Source organism: Pimelobacter simplex (genome assembly GCF_900114845.1).
GTDB classification, from domain to species: Bacteria; Actinomycetota; Actinomycetes; order Propionibacteriales; family Nocardioidaceae; genus Nocardioides; species Nocardioides simplex.
In genome coordinates this window covers 140358-157730 of record NZ_FOUK01000001.1, presented here as the reverse complement: position 1 = coordinate 157730, position 17373 = coordinate 140358, and the positions used below count along the sequence as shown (strand labels likewise).

The window sequence follows — 17373 nt, the reverse complement described above, 5'->3', positions numbered from 1 at the left end:
TCTCCTGGTGGTTCAGCCGAGCACGGTCCCGGACGACGCCGCATTGGGCGGGCGTCGTCGCGAGAAGGCGCCGAGGTCGATGACGTGGCCGGTGTGGGGGGCCGTGTAGGTCAGGGGCTGCGCGTCGTGGTCGGCGCCGTTGGCGATGCCGTCGATGAGGGTCGTCATCAGGGAGCCGATCAGCGGGGCGTTCTTGAACTGGTTGCCGCTGGTGCCCATCGCGACGTAGTAGCCGTCGGCCTCGGTCCGGTCGTAGACCGGCGTCCAGTCGTCGCTGGCGTCGTACACGCCGGCGATCCCCCGGGGCCGGTTGGGGACGGCGAGGTCGGGGAGCCGGCGGGCACCGCGGAACACCTGCGCCTCGAAGCGCTCGGTCGTGGGGTGCGGGTTGGCGGCATCGGGGTCGTCGATCCACTCCAACGGGTCGCACGCGGGCTCGGTGCCGCCGATCAGCAGGTTGCCGCCGGACTCGCCACGGATGTAGATGCCGAGGTCGGCGTCCGCGACGACGGGGAAGCCGGCCGGCAGCGACGACGGTGCGGGGACGTGGTGCACCTCCTGGCGCACGGGAGCCACCTTGACCGTGAAGTCCGCGCCGATCCCCGCGAGCCGGTTGAGCCCGGTCGACCAGGGCCCGGCCGCGTTGACGACGACAGCACCTTCGAGGACGTCGCCGTCGTCGAGCGTCACCGCCCACGACCGCGCCCGCTGCTCGACGGCCGTGACGGTCCTCCGGTAGCGGAACGTCGCGCCGAGGTGGGCGGCCGCGGCCGCGAGGTTGGCCGCCGCGAGCTGGGGATCGTCGACGTAGCCGGCGTCCGGCGTGTAGATGGCGCCGAGGACGCCCGTCGGGGCGTCGAAGAACTCGTCGGAGGTGACCGGCTTCGGGGGGAAGTAGCGGCCGGCGTCGACATGGGGGAAGGCCGCAGCGAGCTCGGCCGGTCCCCACTCCTCGAACGGGATGCCGGCCTCGACGAACATCTTCGCCATCCGGTCGCGCGGCATGATGTCGACGTCGAGGAAGGCCAGGCCGCACCGCTTGAACGACGCCAGCCCGGTCGGGTCGACGTGGCCCAGGTGGTCGGCCCAGGCCTCCCAGCGGAACTTCGACTCCCACGCGGCGGCCATGCCGTCCCAGGTCGAGTAGTTGAAGCGGACAACGGCGCTCGACGCGCTCGTGGAGCCGAAGCCGGGCCCTCCCGCCTTGTCGACGACGAGCACGGAGTAGCCGGCTCGGGTCAGCTCCAGCGCGGTGGAGGCGCCCACCACGCCCGCCCCGACGATGATGGCGTCGGCGGTCCTGCTCATGTGTTACCTCCGGAGTCGGTGGTGTGCTGCTCGGTCGCGGCTGCCGAGGGGCATGCCGAGGAGAGGCATGCCCGCCGTAGGGGCATGCCGAGGGTGTGTGTCGAGGTCGTGGGTCCTGGTGTCCGGGACGTCAGCCTCGGTCGGCCGGGCCCGGCGCGCCTCCGTCGGCCGGGGCGGCGATCACCTTGCCGGGGTTGAGGATGCCGTGCGGATCGAGCGCCGCCTTCACCGCGCGGTGCAGGTCGAGCACCGCCGCCGGCAGCTCCTGGACGAGTCCGTCCCTCTTGAGCAGGCCGATGCCGTGCTCCCCCGTGACCGTGCCGCCCAGCGCGATGGCCTCGTCGATGATCTCCTCGAAGGCGCGCTGCGCACGCACCCGGGCCGCGTCGTCGCCGCGCGGGGTGATCAGGAGGGGGTGCAGGTTGCCGTCGCCGGCGTGGGCGATGTTGGCGATCAGGGTCGCGTGCCGCTTCCCGATCGCCTCGATCCGGGCGAGCATCTCCGGCACCGCCGCCTTGGGGACGCAGACGTCCTCGGTCAGCACGGGTCCCAGGCGCTCGAGGGCCGGGTACGCCAGGCGCCGGGCCGCGAACAGCGCGTCGGCCTCGTCCTGGTCGGTCGAGCGGGCGGCCCAGGTGGCCCCCGCCTGCTCGAAGCAGTCGCGGATCGCGTCGGCCTCGTCGTCGCCGGCCGCGCCGGGGACGTCGCACCGCGCCAGCAGGATGACCTCGGCCTCGACCGCCAGGTCCATCTTCTTCCACTGGTCGACGGCCTCGAGGCAGTGCCGGTCGACGAGCTCCAACGCCGACGGAACGATGCCCGCCGCACCCACGGCCGTGACGGCGCGCCCGGCGTCCACGACCGACGAGAAGTACCCGGCGACGGTGCGCTCCGGCGGACGCTGGGGACGCAGCCGGAGGGTGACCTCGGTGATGACGCCGAGCGTCCCCTCGGAACCGACCAGCAGCCGGGCGAGGTCGTACCCCGCGACGCCCTTCGCCGTACGACGGCCGAGCCGGACCAGCTCACCGGTGCCGGTGACGACCTGCAGCCCGAGCACGTAGTCGGCGGTGACGCCGTACTTCACGCAGCACAGCCCGCCCGCATTGGTCGCGACGTTGCCGCCGATCGTCGACCAGGGGGACGACGCGGGGTCGGGCGGGTACCAGAGGCCGTGCTCGGCGCACGCGCTCCGCAGGTGGTCGTTGACGACACCGGGCTGCACCACGGCCAGCCGCTCGACGGGGTCGATCTCCGCGATCGACGTCATCGCCTCGGTCGACAGGACGACGCACCCGTCGATCGCGTTCGCACCACCGGACAGCCCGGTCCCCGCACCCCGGGGGACGACGGGCACGCCGTGCTCGATGCACGCGCGCACGACCTCCTGGACCTCCTCGGCAGTGCGCGGCCGGACGAGGACGAGCGGCGTCCCGTGCGGCGCCCACTCCGCCTCGTCGTGGGCATAGCTCGCCGTCACCGCGGGATCGAGCTGCAGGCGGTCGGCCGGGATCCGCTCCTGCAGGCGTTCGAGGAGCATCACGCAGGACTCGACCAGCAGGTGCGCATGAAGCTGAGGAATGCGGGCTGGAGGCCGGTCAGGTGGGTCTCGCCGAGCACCTGCGTGGTCAGCGCGAGCCCCGAGTCGGCCGAGCGCAGGGAGTCGACGAGCGCGGTGAAGCCGCGCCCGATCGTGCGGTAGATGGCCAGCTCCCCCGTCATCTCGGGCCCGTTGATCGTCAGGTGGAGGCGCTTGCCCGACAGGTCGAGGGGCTTCTCGGCGAGCGCGAGCGCCGTGCTCTCGAGCGAGGCGACGCCGGGGCTCCCGGCGCCGTAGGCAGTGAACAGGGAGCACCCGGTGAGCAGGGTGTACAGGGAGAACAGCCCGCCGTAGGAGTAGCCGAACAGCCCGTGACCCTCGGCCGAGACCCGGTAGCGACGGCTGATCTCCGGGTGCAGCTCGTCGGTGATGAAGGCGAGGAAGGCGTCGGCCCGGGTGTTCGCCAGGTCGGCGAGGTAGGCGTCGGCGTCCTCCTGGGTCATCAGCCCCTTCTCGACCGCGAGGTCCAGCGAGCCCCGCATCGCCGGCGGGACGGGCTCGCCCGGCGGCACGAGGTCGCGGTTGCGCACCCGGGACCAGTCCTGGGCGTCCGCACCGGCGTAGCCCACGGTCACCTGCAGGTAGGGAGCGATCGGGAGCGCCGGGTCACCCTGCATCACGGCCAGCGGCGCGGTCTGGCCGACGCTGTAGTTGCCGTCGGTCACGTAGAGGGCCGGGTAGGTCACCTGCTCGTCCTGGGCGTACGTCGGCGAGGTGGTCACCCAGATCGCGAACCGGGCGCCCACGGACGCCGACTCCAGCTCGAAGTACTCCGTCGCGCCGAACACCTGCTCGGGGGTCATCGCGGGAGCGGTCCCGCTCCCCCGCTGGCCGTTCTCGATGTTCTCGGTCATGCTTCCTCCTCAGTCGTTGGGTACGCCGAACCGCGGGCCGGCGTCGATCGGCCGGCCGGACCGGCTCAGGTCAGGTCAGCGCCGGGTCAGCTCAGCCGGTTGGTGACGATCTCCCCGCCGCGCATGACGAGGTCGAGGTTCCGGGCCCCCGCGGAGAGGAGGCCGATGTCCGCCAGCGGGTCGCCGTCGACGACGAGCAGGTCGGCGTGCGCGCCCGGCTTCACGCAGCCCAGCCGGTCGGTCTGCATGAGGACCTCGGCGCCGACCGAGGTCGCCTGGCGCAGCAGCTCGAGCGGTGTGAAGACCTCGCGACGGAGCTCGAACTCCCGGCTCTGCTGGGGGTAGAAGCCGGCCAGCAGGTCGGTGCCGAAGCCGAGCTTGACCCCGGCGCTCCGCATCACGTCCAGGCCGGACATCGACTGCTCGTAGATGGTGCGGAGATCGCCCATCCGGTCGCTCGGCAGCCCCATCTCCAGGCCCTGCTCGACGAGCGAGAAGAGGCAGACCATCGTGGGGACGACGTAGGCGCCGCGCTCCGCGACGAAGGCGGCCGTCTCGGCGTCGATGATCGCCGCGTGCTCGATGCAGCGCACCCCGAACTCGACCGACCGGCGTGCCGACTCGCTCGTCAGGCAGTGCGCCGCGACATAGGTGCGCCGCTCGGCGCACTCCTGGACGATGGCGCGGATCTCGTCCTCGCGGAACTGGTTCATCCAGATCGGGTCGCTCGGCGACATCACGCCACCGGACGCCACGATCTTGATGCAGTGGGCGCCGCGGCGCAGCTCCTCGCGCGTCGCCTTGATGCACTCGTCGACGCCGTCGGCGATCACGCCTGCCCAGTTCATCGAGGCGCACGAGCAGTAGCCGTGGGTGTGGTGCTTCTCGTTGGGCGTGCGGTAGTCGACGTGGCCGCCGGTCATCGACAGGACCTTGCCGGCGTAGAAGAAGCGCGGTGCCCTGATCAGTCCGTCCGCGATGGCCGCGGCCAGGGGATAGTCGCCGCCGCCGATGTCGCGCACGGTCGTGAACCCGCTGTCGAGCGCGTGGCCGAGCTTCCGGATCGCGTAGGCGGTCCGGTAGGGCGCGTCGCGGTCGTTGAGGACGCGCGGGTCGAGGTCGGAGAAGTAGGAGTGCACGTGCAGGTCGATCAGGCCCGGCATGAGCGTCTTGCCGGCGACGTCGACCCGCCGCGCGTCGTCCGAGCGGATCGGCCGGTCGGAGACCTCGCGGATCGTCCCGTCCTCGACGAGGACCGTCATGCCCTCGGGGCACTCGTCGGAGACTCCGTCGAAGATGCGGGCGTTCTCGAGAATGATCTGCGTCATCGTCGCGACTCATTTCCCAGCTGGGTCGATGCCTGATCAGCCGCCGGCTCACGGTACCAAACCAGCACCACGGCGAGCGCCACGACCGCTGTCGTCGCGACGAAGGCGGGGAAGGCCAGGTGGGAGCCCGTCGCGTCCGTGAGCCAGACGGCGACGAAGGGCATGAAGCCACCGATGATGACCGTCAGGTTGTAGGCCGCGGCACCGGCGGTGACCCGGACCTTCGCGGGGAAGAGCTCCACCACGTTGATGACCGCCGGCGTGATGAACACCGACAGCGGGAGCGCGAAGATCAGTGCCCCCAGCAGGCCCAGCGCGAACGTGCCGGTCGAGCCCAGCAGGAAGGTCGGGACGACGCCGACCGCCATGGCGCCGGCCCCGGCGACCAGGATCGGCTTCCTCCCCACGCGATCGGCCAGACCGCCCGTGAGCAGGATGCCGGCGATGATCGCGAGCCCGGCGACGGTGTTGATCGTCAGCGCCTCCTTCTCCGAGAAGCCGTTGGCGAGCATGAACGCCAGGTACGCGGCGACGCTGACGTAGACCGCGATCGAGTAGAACGTCCCGAACCCCAGGTACAGCAGGATCGCGCGGCCGTTCTCCCGCATGGCCCGCCAGAAGCTCTCCGGGACCGGCGCGACCGGGGTCGTGTCCCGCTGCTCGTGCAGCTGCTGGAACTCGGGCGTCTCCTGGAGGGAGCGCCTGATGTAGAGACCGATGAAGCCGAGCGGCAGGGCCGTCGCGAAGACCACGCGCCATCCCCACGACTGCATCTCCGCGGCCGGCAGGACGACGGTCAGCAGGGTGCCCAGCAGCGACCCCAGGACGATGGAGCAGAACGTGCTCACCCCGAGGAAGCTGACCATCCGGGCCCGGCGATCCGCCGGTGCGTGCTCGTAGAGGAAGGCGGCGGCGCCGGCCAGCTCGCCTCCCGCGGCGATGCCCTGCGCGATGCGGGCACTGATCAGCAGCAGCGGCGCGGCGATCCCGATCGTCGCGTACGACGGGATCAGGGCGACGCAGAAGGTCGCGACCGACATCAGCGTGATCGTGACGTAGAGGATGTGGCGCCGGCCGTAGCGGTCGCCGAGACGCGCCAGGATCACCCCGCCGACCGGGCGCACCAGGAACGAGACGCCGTACGCCGCCCAGGTGTTGAGCATGGCGGCGGTGGGGTCGTCGGTGGGGAACATCGCCTTCGAGATGTAGGCGGCGACCACGCCGTACACGGCGAACTCGTACCACTCCACGAAGTTGCCGACCGAGGCCGCGACCACCGTGCGGCGCAGGCTGGGCTCGTCCGCCACCGCCACCGCCGTCGGAGGCCGGTCTACCTTCTGAACACTCACGGGGCTTTCCCTTCGCTCACCCTGTCGGCCATGGCCCGTCTGATCTCGCCGTTGCTCGGTGCCTGGTCGTCGCAACCTTGCCCGCCTCGGCCCTGGAGAGCAGTAGTCAGTTGTCGTGATTCGCACCGGACTCGGGCGACCTCTGTCGCACGTCGCCACCGGCCGGGCCGGGGATGGACGCGAGCAGCTCCCGCGTGTAGTCGGAGGCAGGGCCGGAGAAGACCTCGGCGGTCGGTCCCTGCTCGACGATGCGCCCGCCGGCCATCACCGCGACATGGGTCGCGACGTAGCGCACCACGGCGAGGTTGTGGGAGATGAAGAGAACGGTGAGGCCGGTCTCCCGCTGCATCTCCCGGACCAGGTTCAGGATGGCGCCCTGCACGGACACGTCCAGCGCCGACGTGATCTCGTCGGCGAGGACGACGTCCGGTCGCCCGGCCAGCGCGCGGGCGATGGCCACCCGCTGGCGCTGTCCGCCGGAGAGGCGCCCCGGCGAGTCGGCAGCCCGGCCGGGATCCAGGTGGACGAGCTCGAGGAGGCGTGCGATCTCGGCCCGTTGCGGCGCTCGGCGGAGGCGCTCGGGCAGCGCCTCGGCGATGCTCCGGCCGATGCTCATCCGCGGGTCGAGCGACGAGAACGGGTCCTGGAAGACCATCTGGATGGGCCGGCGACGTCCCTGGTGCCGGACCGGCTGCCCGTCGAGCAGGACCCGCCCGCTCGCCAGGGGCGCCAGCCCCACCGCCGCCCGGGCGAGCGTGGACTTCCCGGAGCCGGACTCGCCGACCAGTCCCATGATCTGGTGCGCGGGCACGCTCAGGCTCACGCCGTCGAGGACGGTGTGGTGCCCGTAGCGGACCGTGACGTCCTCGAAGTCGAGCCGGCTCATCCGACCGCCACCTCCTCGGTCTCGGCAGGGATGGGATCGTCGACGTGCCAGCACGCCACCGCGCCGACCGGGCCGGCCTGCAGCGTGGGCTCCTCCTGCCGGCACCGGTCGGTCACCAGGGGGCAGCGGGCGGCGAACGCACACCCGTCGGGCACGTGCCGAGGGTCCACCGGTTGCCCGGCGATGGTGGCCAGCGGGGCGTCCAGGTCGGTCGTCATGTCGGGGACCGCTCCGATCAGGGCGCGGGTGTAGGGGTGCCGGGCCTGGGTGTGCAGGTCCGCGGAGGGCAGGTCCTCGACGATCCGGCCGGCGTACATGACGAGCACGCGGTCGCAGACGCTCGAGACGACCGAGACGTCGTGGCTGATCAGCAGCAGTGCGGTGCCGTGCTCGCGGCGGACCTCCTGGAGCACGTCGAGCACCTGCCGCTGCACGGTCATGTCGAGCGCTGTCGTCGGCTCGTCGGCGACGATCAGCCGTGGCGTGCCCATCAGCCCCATCGCGATCATGGCGCGCTGGCGCATGCCGCCCGAGAACTCGTGCGGGTACTGGCGAAGACGACGCTCGGGCTCGGCCAGGTGGACGGCGCGGAGCCGGTCGGCGGCACGCGCGGACGCCTGCCGCCGGGTGAGTCCCTGGTGCCGGCGCGCGGCCTCGCCGAGCTGGGTCCCGACCCGCAGCACGGGGTTGAGGGAGGTCATCGGGTCCTGGAAGACGACCGCGAGGGAGGTCCCGAGCAGCGCGTCGTGGGCGGCGCGCCGACCGGAGCGGAGATCGGTCGCGCAGAAGGCCAGGCGCTCGGCGGTGACCCGGCCGGGCTCCTCGACGAGCTGCGCGACGGCCAGTGCCGTCATCGACTTCCCGGAGCCGGACTCCCCCACCACGCCGACCGCCTCGCCAGCCCGCAGGGCGATCGAGACCCCGCGCACCGGCGGGATCGGGCCGTCCGGCCCCGGGAAGGTGACCGCGAGGTCGCGGACGTCGAGCACGAGGCCGTCGCGGTCGGCGGCGAGGTCGGCGTCGTCCCGGGTGCCGGGTCGCGGCGACGCCGGCGCCGGCCACCGCATCCTGCTGCGCGACTTCGCGCCGAAGGTGCCGGCCGCGGCCTCGCCGGTCAGGTTGAACGCCAGCCCCGTCAGCACGAAGGCGATCCCGGGGGCGAGCGCGGCGAGCGGGTTGTCGTAGATGATCGCGAGCCCGTCCTGCATGAGGCGGCCCCAGTCGTACTGGGGCGCCTGCACGCCGATGCCGAGGAACGACAGCCCGCCGAAGGCGAGGAGCACGCTGCTCGCCGTCACGGTCGCGTTGACCACCAGCGGCTCGGCGACATTGGGCAGCACGTGCCGCACCATGATGCGCGCCGGGGGGACGCCGGCGATGCGTGCCGCCGCGACGAAGTCCCGCTCGGTCACCCCGGCACCGAGCGCGTGGACGAGCCGGGCGAAGGGCGGCGCGATCGCGATCCCGATGGCGAGGAGGGCGCTCGTCGTGCTGACCCCGAGGATGACCGCGAGGAAGAGCACCATCAGCAGGCTCGGGAAGCCGAGGAGCACGTTGACGAACGCGACGACGAGCCGGCCCAGTCGCTGCGGGAGGAGCAGCGGGGCCAGGCCGAGCAGGAGACCGAGGCCGACCCCGAGGGTCGTGGCGACCAGGGTGAGGACGAGGGACAGCCGGGTCGCCACGAGCGTGCGGAAGAGGATGTCGCGACCGAGGTTGTCGGTGCCCGCCCAGTGCTCCGGCGACGGCCCCGCGAGCATGTTGCCGGTGTTGGTCGCGGTCGCGCGGTCGCCCCAGAGCAGGGGCGCGAGGACGGCGAGCAGCACCAGGACGGTCAGCAGGGTCACCCCCACGATGCCGACGGGGGTGCGCAGCACCTCGGGCCGGTGACGGCGCATCAGGAGTCTCCGATCATGGAGCGCGGGTCGATCGCGGCGATGCCCACGTCGACGAGGGTGTTGACCGTGAGCGCGATGGCGCCGTAGACGAGGACGGCGCCCTGCACCAGCGGGTAGTCCCGGCTCTGGATCGACGAGACGATGGTGCCGCCCAGCCCGGGCCAGGCGAAGACGTTCTCGACCAGCACCGTGCCGGCGACCATGGTCGCGAGCATCAGGCCGCTCAGGGTGAGCGTGGCGGTCACGGCGTTGGGCAGCGCGTGGCGCAGGTGGATCCGCAGCGCGCTCAGCCGCTGGGCACGAGCGGTCCGGATGTAGTCGGCGTCCAGCACCGCCAGCATCTCGACCCGGACGATCCGGGCCAGCACCGCGGCCGGTCCGATCGCGAGCGCCAGCACCGGCAGCACGTAGGAGTCGATGCCGCTCCGGCCGGCGGCCGGGACCAGTCCCAGGTTCACCGCGAACACCGCGACCAGTGCGACGCAGACGACGAACTCGGGGATCGAGGCCAGCACGATGCTGGTCCCGACGAACGTGAGCTCGGCGCGGCGCCGCCGTCCCCGCCGGGTCACGACCGCCATCGCGACGCCGACCGGGACGGCGATCGCGAAGGTGAGCACGAAGGCCGGCAGCGCCAGCGAGAGCGTGGCCAGCAGCCGCTGCCCGATCGTCTCGGCCACCGAGAGCTGGGTGAGGATGGACTCCCCCAGATCGCCGGTGAACAGGTTCCGGACATAGGTCAGGTACTGGTCGAGCAGGGAGTCGTCGAGCCCGAGCTGCGCTCTCCTCGTCGCGACGAGCTCGGCCGGCGCACTGGTGCCCAGCGCCGCCCGGACCGGATCGCCGGGCACGAGCTGGATCATCAGGAACGACGCCGTCACCAGGATCCACAGCGAGACCAGCAGCCGCCGCACCCGCCGGAGAGCGAACCTCCCCCAGCGCCCGCGCGTGCGGTGCGCCGATGCGTGAGCCACCGCCACCGGATCAGCCCAGCATCCTGATGCTCGTCGGCACCAGGAGGTTGCCGGCGCGCTCGAGGTCGGCGCCCTTGTGGAAGGTCAGCACGGTGACGTTGGCGAACGGCACGACGTCGGCGCTCTGGAAGAGCGCAGCCTCGGCGGCCTCCCACTCCGAGCAGCTGTCGTTGCCGACCTTGGTCAGCGCCGCCTGCGCGTGGGAGTCGTAGGCGGGATTGGCGACGGACCCGAAGTTGTTGCCGCCCCGGGCCGGCGAGGGGCCGGAGACGAAGGGCATGAGCACCAGGGGGTTCGGGGCCTTCGGCGACGACCAGGTGACGTCCCAGTCGCCGGTCTGGAAGAGCGCCGCGGTGTGCTCGGTGATGTCCAGCGCCCGCGCGTCGACCTCGACGCCCAGCTTCTCCCAGGCCGCGACCACGAGCTCGGCGGCCGCGGTCTGGCCGGGGCCCTGGCTGCTGTAGACGAACGTGAGCGACAGCTTCCTGCCGTCCTTGGTGAGCACGCCGTCGTCGTCCTTGGTCCAGCCGTCCGCGGCCAGCGCCTCGGCGGCCGCGGCCGGATCGGTGCCCGGCAGGTTGCCGTCGACCGTGTTGCCGCTGCAGACGCCGGTGTCGTAGACGGCCAGCGCGGTGGGGGTCGAGCCCCGGCCGGACGTGATCACGCGCTGCAGCTCGGCCAGGTCGAGCGCCTGGGTGAGCGCCTTGCGGACCACCGGGTCGCTGCCGACCCGGTCGGGCGCCTGGTTGTACCACTGGTGGGCGTACGCGCTCTGGGTCTTCACGGCGTCGATGCCCTGCTTCTCGAGCCGGTCGCCGTCGCGCCCCAGGAAGGACGCCGCATTGGCCTGCCCGCTGAGGATCAGGTTGGTGGCCGTGGCCTCGCTGGCCACCACCTTGAAGACGACGGACGAGGGGGTGCCGGCCGCGGAGGTCGTCGCGCCGTCCGGACCCCATGCGTAGTCCTTCCGGACGGCGAGCGTGTAGTGGTCGCCCGGCACGGACTCGGTCACCGTGAAGGGTCCGGTGCCCGCGGTGCCGGCCTTGAGGCTGTCCCGGTCCTTCATCCCCGACTGGCACACCATCGGCAGGTGGGCGAAGCCCTCGAGGACGAACGGGGCGGGCGAGGTGAGCGCGACGGTGACCGTCGAGCCGGACGCGGTGGCCCGGGCGTCGGCCGGCACGTAGACGCCGTGGAAGGGGCTCGCGTTGGCGACGTCTGCGACGTAGTCGATGTTGTCGACCACCGTCTGCGCGTCGAACGCCGAGCCGTCCGAGCAGGTGACGTCGTCGCGGAGCTCGAAGCTGACCGCCTCGGCAGTGACCTTCCACGACGAGGCGAGCTGCGGCTGGATGGTCCCGCGCGGGTCGACGCCCACGAGGGTGTCGTACGCGAAGCTGCCGATCTCGGTCGCGACGAACGAGGCCTGCGGGTCGAGGTTTCCCGGATCGGCCAGCGTGGCCAGGGTGAACGTCTTTCCGTCGACGTAGTCGCCGGAGCCGGTGGAGTCGGGGGAGCCACCGCACGCGGCGAGGCCGGTGGCGGCGAGGAGTAGGGGCAGTACGCGAACAGCCTGGTCACGGATGGACATGATCAGCGGCCCTCGATTCGGCGATGGTGGGGCGGGCGACGGGACACGCGAGAGCCGACGCGATGATCCGGACCGGCTGCGATCGAACCAGTATTGGGGCCCGCGAGCGACCCCTCATAGCGTCGCCTGTCGCTGTTCCGAGGGCTCTTCGGCGACAATCGTCGCTAGCGCCCGGGCCGGGTCGGCCGCCCCGAGCGGGCGGTCAGCCGGCGGTGTCCGCGTTGAGGCGGAAGGCGATCGCGAGGGCGCGCAGCTTGAGGCCGAGGTGGAGGGCCAGGCGGTCGTCGCCGCTCTGCAGGCTACGACCGGTGACCTGCTCGATCCGCCGCAGGCGCTGGTAGAGCGTCGCGCGATGGATGCACAGCGCCTCGGCCGCCTCCTGGGCGCTGCCGCCGTGGTCGAAGAAGGCGGTGAGACTGGCGATCAGGACGCCGTGCACGTCGGCGTCCTCGAGGGCGACGAGGTCCGGCGTCCGGGCGGCCTCGGCCAGGTCGTCGGGAGCGAGGGTGACCAGCAGCTCGTAGGGTCCGAGCTCACCCCAGCGCGCAGTGCTGCCGACACCGGGCACGAGGACCGCCGTCCGCGCGGCGCGCACCGCCTTGCGGTACGCGTCGGCCACCTCGTCGAGACGCTCGACCGTGGGGCCCAGGCCGAAGACGAGGGTGGACCTGCCCCGGGTGAGGTGCTTGAACCGGATCGTGATCCGGTCGGTGATCGTGTCGACGAGGTCGCGGCTCGGCGGCCGTCGCAGGGCGAGCAGGAGCCAGGCCCGGGACCGGTTCGTGGCGAGCAGCGCGACGTCGTCGGTGACCGCGCGGCTGCCCTCCTCGACCGCCGCCTCGAGCTCGACCCCCCGCTCGGCGTGCGTCTCGTCGTCGGCCAGGCACTGCACGGCCAGCACGGTGAGGTGGAGCGGGCTCTCGGGGAACAGCTCCTCCGCGCGCAGGTCGTCGATCGCCTGCGAGCGGATCATCGTGTCGGGCGAGACCAGGTCGCGCAGGATGGCCTCGTGCCGGGCCTGGGAGCGCTGCCGCACCAGCAGGCGCCGGTAGAGCACCGTGCCGGCCCGGTCCGCGGCCTCACCGGCCGCGGCCACCTCGGCATCGCTGAGCGTGCCGCCGTGGTCGAGCAGCCACAGGTAGCCGAGCAGCTGGCCCTGGCAGCGCACGGGGGCGCACAGCCGCGGCGTGGCGTCGAGCATCCCGAGCTCGAGCCGCCCGGGCTCGGTCCACTGCGCCACCCCGTGGGTGAGGATCAGCTCGACGACCTCGGCCGGGACCGTCCGGTTGAGCACCGAACCGATCCGCACCGGGTCCTCGTCGCCGAAGTGCCGGCTCGCCGCCAGGAGCCGGATGCCGGGATCGTCGATCGCCACCGAGCGCTCGAGCCGCTCCGCGAGGTCGTCCACGATGACCTGCAGCTCGTCCTCGGCCATGGCACGCTCCCCTCCGGTGTGGCGACGTGCACATCGTAGGCGTCCCGGGAGCCGGGTCAGGCGCGTGCGTCCAGCCGGCCGAACCCGCTGCGGTGGAACACCAGAGGCGCCAGCACCTCCGTCTGCTCGATGTGGTCGACGGCGTGGAGCTCGAGCAGGACGAGAACGTGGTCGCCGGCCTCGACCTCGCGGTAGACGGTGCAGTCGAAGCGGGCGAGGCCGTCGTCCAGCAGCACCGCCCCCTCGTCGGTGACGCTGTAGGCGACGTCGTCGAAGCGGTGCTCGACGGCGCCCGCGAGCTGGCGGCAGACGTCGGCGTGGTGGTCGGCGAGGATGGTGACGCCGAGGCGCGGCGCGCGCTGGAGGTCCGGCCAGGTCTTCGAGCTGGTGGCCAGGTTGATCGAGACCAAGGGCGGGTCGAGGCTCACGGAGGTGAACGAGCTCGCGGCCAGCCCGACCGGGCGGCCGTCGATCTCGGCGGCGACGGCCACCACGCCGCTCGGGAAGAACCCGAACGCCTTCCGGAGCAGTGCCGGGTCGAGGTCCTGGTTGGTGGCGAAGCGGCCCGCGAGCACGGTCATGCGGCCCTGCCTTTCAGGTAGGAGGAGACGAACGGGCGCACGGCGTCGAGCCAGTCCTGGTACGACGCGGCGTCGTCGTGCGCGCTGTCGAGGACGTAGAGCGCCCGGCCCGGCACGGTTCCGCCGAGCTCGGTGAGGATCGGCCGCAGGCTGTGCTCGGGCGCGAGCGCATGGGCCGGGCCGCCACCGAGCATCAGCGGGACGGCGAGGCCGGAGAGCCCGGTGCCGGCCGCGAAGCGGTCGAGGAACAGCTTGAGCAGCCCCGTGTACGACGTCTTGTACGTCGGGCTCGCGACGACCACCAGGTCGGCGGCACCCACCTGGGCCACCAGGTCGCCGACGCCGGGGTCCGACCAGTCCAGGAGGGCCGGCCCGACGGTGGCGAGGTCGACGACGAGGTCGGGCTCGCCGGCGAGCTCGCGGGCGACGTGCCGGGCGGCCGCGAGGGTGCGGCTGGCCGGCTTCGGGTTGCCGACGACGACGGCGACGCTCATCGGTGCCCGGCCCCCTCGGGCTCGCGGACCACCGCGGGCAGGTCCGCGCCGAGGCGCAAGGACTCGAGGAACAGCACGGTGGTGGCGGCGACCGAGCGGTGCGACGCGTCGTTGAGCACGTCGTGGCGACCGCCCTCGACCAGCCGGACCACGGCGTCGGGCAGGGCGTCGTACGCCGTGAGGGCGGCGCCGACCGGGGTGACCGTGTCGGCGGTCCCGTGCAGCACGAGGACCGGCTTACCGGGCGCGACCAGGCGGACCGAGCGCCACGGCAGCGGCTGGTCGAGCGCGCCGCGGGCGAACCCCTCGTCCTCGGCGATCACCCGGCGGTGCACGGGGCACGCGGTGCGGGCCTCGACCTCCTCCTCCCAGGTCTCCCACGTCGGCGCGCCACCGGCGCGCGGCAGCGCGAGGCCGGCGAGGACGACGCCGTCGACCGGCAGGGTGGGCGCGAGCAGCGCCGCCAGGGTCGCGCCGGTGTCGGTGCCGACGAGCACCTTCGGGGCCGGCAGCGCCTCGTCGGCGAGCACCTTCTCGACGTGCTCACGGGTCGCGTCGAGGTCGTCGAGGTCGACGGGAACGAGCCGGACCCGCCAGGCGTCGCCGGACAGCCGGCGTCCGAACCGCTCGTACGAGACCGGCGTCTCTCCGCGGCCCGGCAGCACGACCAGCGTGCCGCGCGGCGTCCCTCCGGCGGGCTCGTCCCAGGAAGTCACGGTCATCGGCTCTCTCCTCTCAACGCGCCCACGTGGACGTGAACCAGTGCACGGCCCCGGTGTCGGGGTCGTAGGAACGGCGCGGCAGGGTGCCGATGTCCGCGCCGTAGACATGAATGCCGACGACCGGCTCGTCCCCGCCGCACCGGACCTGGTGGACGTCGTCGTCGGTGGTGCAGCACACGGTGACCTGGCCGGCCCCCCACTCGTCGGTGCCCTCGGCGACCAGCGGCACGTCGGGGACGGCCGGCTTGGCGTACCGGGTCTCGACCTCGACGCCGCGGTGGATGCCCACGACTCCCCAGGTCTCGTGCCCGTGCACGGGGGTTCCCTGGCCGACGTCCCACACCGCGCTGGCGATCGAGAACGATCCGTCGGCGGCGACGTGCAGGGGGTACATCACGTAGCGCTCCGGGTCCGGCCGGGTCTTGTCGGCAGGCAGCGTGAAGCCGGCGGCGAGGGTCGCCTCCAGGTCGTCGCGCACGGCGGCCGTCAGCGCGCGCTCGTCGAGGCCGTCCGCGATGAGCGCGGCGACCCGGCCGGCGAACGCCGCGAGCTCGGGGACGTCGGTGTCGACCGGGACGATCTGCTGCTGGGTCATGCGTTCTCCTTCGTCAGGGCCGCTCGGTAGGCGGCGATCCGGTCCCGCAGTCCGGGGACGGCGACCGAGCGGGTCAGCGCCGCGAGCTCGGCGTCGCTGTCGTGGGGCGGGCGGGGCGACGACGGCGCGGCCAGCACGGCCGGCAGCTCCGCCGGCACGCCCGTGGTCAGGGCCGGGCCGAGCTCGGTCCGGCGCACGGTGCCGAGCGCGACCCCGAACGCCGAGCCGGGGAAGCGCAGGGTCACCGCGGGATCCACCAGGCGGTGGTCGCAGGCGAGGACGAGGTCGGCCCCGGCACCGACGGCGGCGCCCCGGGCGACCGCGACCGTGCGGTAGGGGGCCGCGATCAGCCGCTCCAGCAGCAGCCCGATCCGCAGGAACCGGTGCACCAGCGACGCATCGGTCTCGTCCGCGAGACCGGCCAGGTCGAAGCCGGCCGCGAAGTGCCGGTCGTTGCCGCGCAGGACGAGGGCCTCCGGCCTCGCCGCCTCGGCCTGGTCGAGCACGTCGTGGAGGGCCTCGACGAGGCCGGCGGAGAGCGCGTTGGCCCGCTCGGGCCGGTCCAGGGTGACCGTCCAGACGTCACCCCGCGCGACCTGGAGGGTCATCGGGCCGCCGTCCACTCGTCGTGGACGCCGGCGTCGGCGCCGAGCCGCGGCGCACCGCGCTCGAGCCGCGGCGCGAGGCCCTCGACCCGGACCGGGAACACCACGCTCGGCGTGGGCCCGGCGACCGGGACGTCGACCGGTGCGACCAGCGCGGTCGCCTCGACGTGCGGGTCGGCGAGGATCTCGCCGAAGGTGTTGACCGGGCCGCACGGCACCCCGCGCGCCCGCAGCTCGGAGAGCCAGTGCTCCCGCTTCTCCTCGGCGAAGCGCCCCTGCAGCAGGGCCTCCAGCTCCTGCTGGTGGCGCACCCGGTCGAGCTGGGTCCGGAAGCGCGGGTCGTCCACCAGGTCGGGCAGCCCGACCACCGCGGCCACCGCCGCCCACAGCCGGTCGTTGCCGGCGGCGACCGTGAACGGCGCGTCCGCCGCGGTGAACCCCTGGTAGGGCGCGTTGCGCGGGTGCGCGGTGCCGAGCCGGCGCGGCTCGGCGCCGGATCCCCAGTACTCGCTGGTCTGCAGCGCCGAGACGCCGAGCAGGCAGTCGAGCATCGGGCAGTCGACCCGCACCGAGGTGCCGCTCGCACGCACCTGGGGCAGCAGCGCGGCGATCGTGTACGCCGCGTAGAGCCCGGCGGTGAAGTCGCCGACGGGCACGCCGGCCTTGACCGGGCCGCCGTCCGGCTCGCCGGTCACGCTCATCAGGCCCGACATCCCCTGGATGACGACGTCGTACGCGCCGTCGTTGACGTACGGGCTGGTCAGGCCGTAGCCCGAGATCGAGCAGTACACGAGGCCGCGGTGACCCTCGCGGACGGTCGCGTAGCCGAGCCCGAGCCGGTCGAGCACGCCCGGCCGGTAGTTCTCGACCACGACGTCGGCCGCGGCCACGAGCTCGCGCACCCTGGCCAGGTCGGCCGGGTCCTTCAGGTCGGCGACGACCGACCGCTTGTTGCGGTTGACCGAGGCGAAGTTGTGGCTGAACCGCTCGGTCCCGTCGTCGGCGAACGGCGGCCACGCGCGCATCTGGTCGCCGGTCGGCGGCTCCACCTTCACGACGTCGGCACCGAGGTCCGCGAGCAGCATGCCCGCGAACGGCCCGGCGGCGACGTGCGCGAGCTCGACGACCCGCACTCCTTCGAGGGGATACATGG

At 73.0% G+C, this 17373-nt stretch carries 16 protein-coding genes; all 16 read right to left on the bottom strand.

All coding sequences use genetic code 11. The features are described 5' to 3' along the window. Window positions 1-12: 12 nt before the first annotated feature. Complete coding sequence (locus tag BM223_RS00785) at window positions 13-1308, bottom strand: NAD(P)/FAD-dependent oxidoreductase (protein WP_038682366.1); 1296 nt, start codon at window positions 1306-1308, stop codon at window positions 13-15. A gap of 130 nt (window positions 1309-1438) precedes the next feature. Further along, the gene (locus tag BM223_RS00780) at window positions 1439-2848 is read right to left on the bottom strand and encodes an FAD-binding oxidoreductase (protein WP_038685488.1); all 1410 of its coding nucleotides are present in this window, start codon (window positions 2846-2848) and stop codon (window positions 1439-1441) included. After that, window positions 2848-3762 carry an alpha/beta hydrolase gene (locus BM223_RS00775; protein ID WP_218030683.1) on the bottom strand — a complete coding sequence of 305 codons (915 nt, stop codon included), beginning with the start codon at window positions 3760-3762 and terminating at the stop codon, window positions 2848-2850. Before BM223_RS00775 ends, BM223_RS00780 begins: the two co-directional genes overlap by 1 nt. Window positions 3763-3848: 86 nt before the next feature. Then, window positions 3849-5090 (bottom strand): metal-dependent hydrolase family protein, encoded by a 1242-nt coding sequence (locus BM223_RS00770; protein ID WP_038682368.1) that lies wholly within the window; start codon window positions 5088-5090, stop codon window positions 3849-3851. Then, window positions 5087-6397 (bottom strand): MFS transporter, encoded by a 1311-nt coding sequence (locus BM223_RS00765; RefSeq protein WP_158510239.1) that lies wholly within the window; start codon window positions 6395-6397, stop codon window positions 5087-5089. Before BM223_RS00765 ends, BM223_RS00770 begins: the two co-directional genes overlap by 4 nt. A gap of 148 nt (window positions 6398-6545) precedes the next feature. Further along, window positions 6546-7325 (bottom strand): ABC transporter ATP-binding protein, encoded by a 780-nt coding sequence (locus BM223_RS00760; protein WP_052139117.1) that lies wholly within the window; start codon window positions 7323-7325, stop codon window positions 6546-6548. Then, window positions 7322-9223 (bottom strand): dipeptide/oligopeptide/nickel ABC transporter permease/ATP-binding protein, encoded by a 1902-nt coding sequence (locus tag BM223_RS00755; protein ID WP_038682371.1) that lies wholly within the window; start codon window positions 9221-9223, stop codon window positions 7322-7324. The genes BM223_RS00760 and BM223_RS00755 overlap by 4 nt, the downstream gene beginning before the upstream one ends. Then, window positions 9223-10197 (bottom strand): ABC transporter permease, encoded by a 975-nt coding sequence (locus BM223_RS00750; RefSeq protein ID WP_038685496.1) that lies wholly within the window; start codon window positions 10195-10197, stop codon window positions 9223-9225. The genes BM223_RS00755 and BM223_RS00750 overlap by 1 nt, the downstream gene beginning before the upstream one ends. Window positions 10198-10207: 10 nt before the next feature. Continuing rightward, window positions 10208-11788, bottom strand: coding sequence for an ABC transporter substrate-binding protein (locus BM223_RS00745; RefSeq protein ID WP_038682373.1), 1581 nt, complete (start codon window positions 11786-11788; stop codon window positions 10208-10210). Window positions 11789-11990: 202 nt separating this feature from the next. After that, window positions 11991-13223, bottom strand: a complete 1233-nt coding sequence (locus BM223_RS00740) for a PucR family transcriptional regulator (protein ID WP_038682375.1) — start codon at window positions 13221-13223, stop codon at window positions 11991-11993. A gap of 56 nt (window positions 13224-13279) precedes the next feature. Then, on the bottom strand, window positions 13280-13804 hold the full coding sequence (locus tag BM223_RS00735) for a flavin reductase family protein (RefSeq protein ID WP_038682377.1): 525 nt from the start codon (window positions 13802-13804) through the stop codon (window positions 13280-13282). Beyond that, window positions 13801-14298, bottom strand: coding sequence for an NAD(P)H-dependent oxidoreductase (locus BM223_RS00730; RefSeq protein ID WP_038682379.1), 498 nt, complete (start codon window positions 14296-14298; stop codon window positions 13801-13803). Before BM223_RS00730 ends, BM223_RS00735 begins: the two co-directional genes overlap by 4 nt. Next, window positions 14295-15020, bottom strand: a complete 726-nt coding sequence (locus BM223_RS00725) for an alpha/beta hydrolase (RefSeq protein ID WP_038682381.1) — start codon at window positions 15018-15020, stop codon at window positions 14295-14297. Before BM223_RS00725 ends, BM223_RS00730 begins: the two co-directional genes overlap by 4 nt. A gap of 13 nt (window positions 15021-15033) precedes the next feature. Beyond that, on the bottom strand, window positions 15034-15615 hold the full coding sequence (locus BM223_RS00720) for a cysteine dioxygenase family protein (protein WP_082003839.1): 582 nt from the start codon (window positions 15613-15615) through the stop codon (window positions 15034-15036). Further along, a complete protein-coding gene (locus tag BM223_RS00715) occupies window positions 15612-16223 on the bottom strand; it encodes an enoyl-CoA hydratase/isomerase family protein (protein WP_075018498.1) in 612 nt (203 codons plus the stop codon). Before BM223_RS00715 ends, BM223_RS00720 begins: the two co-directional genes overlap by 4 nt. Further along, complete coding sequence (locus BM223_RS00710; RefSeq protein ID WP_038682383.1) at window positions 16220-17371, bottom strand: CaiB/BaiF CoA transferase family protein; 1152 nt, start codon at window positions 17369-17371, stop codon at window positions 16220-16222. The genes BM223_RS00715 and BM223_RS00710 overlap by 4 nt, the downstream gene beginning before the upstream one ends. Window positions 17372-17373 lie beyond the last annotated feature (2 nt).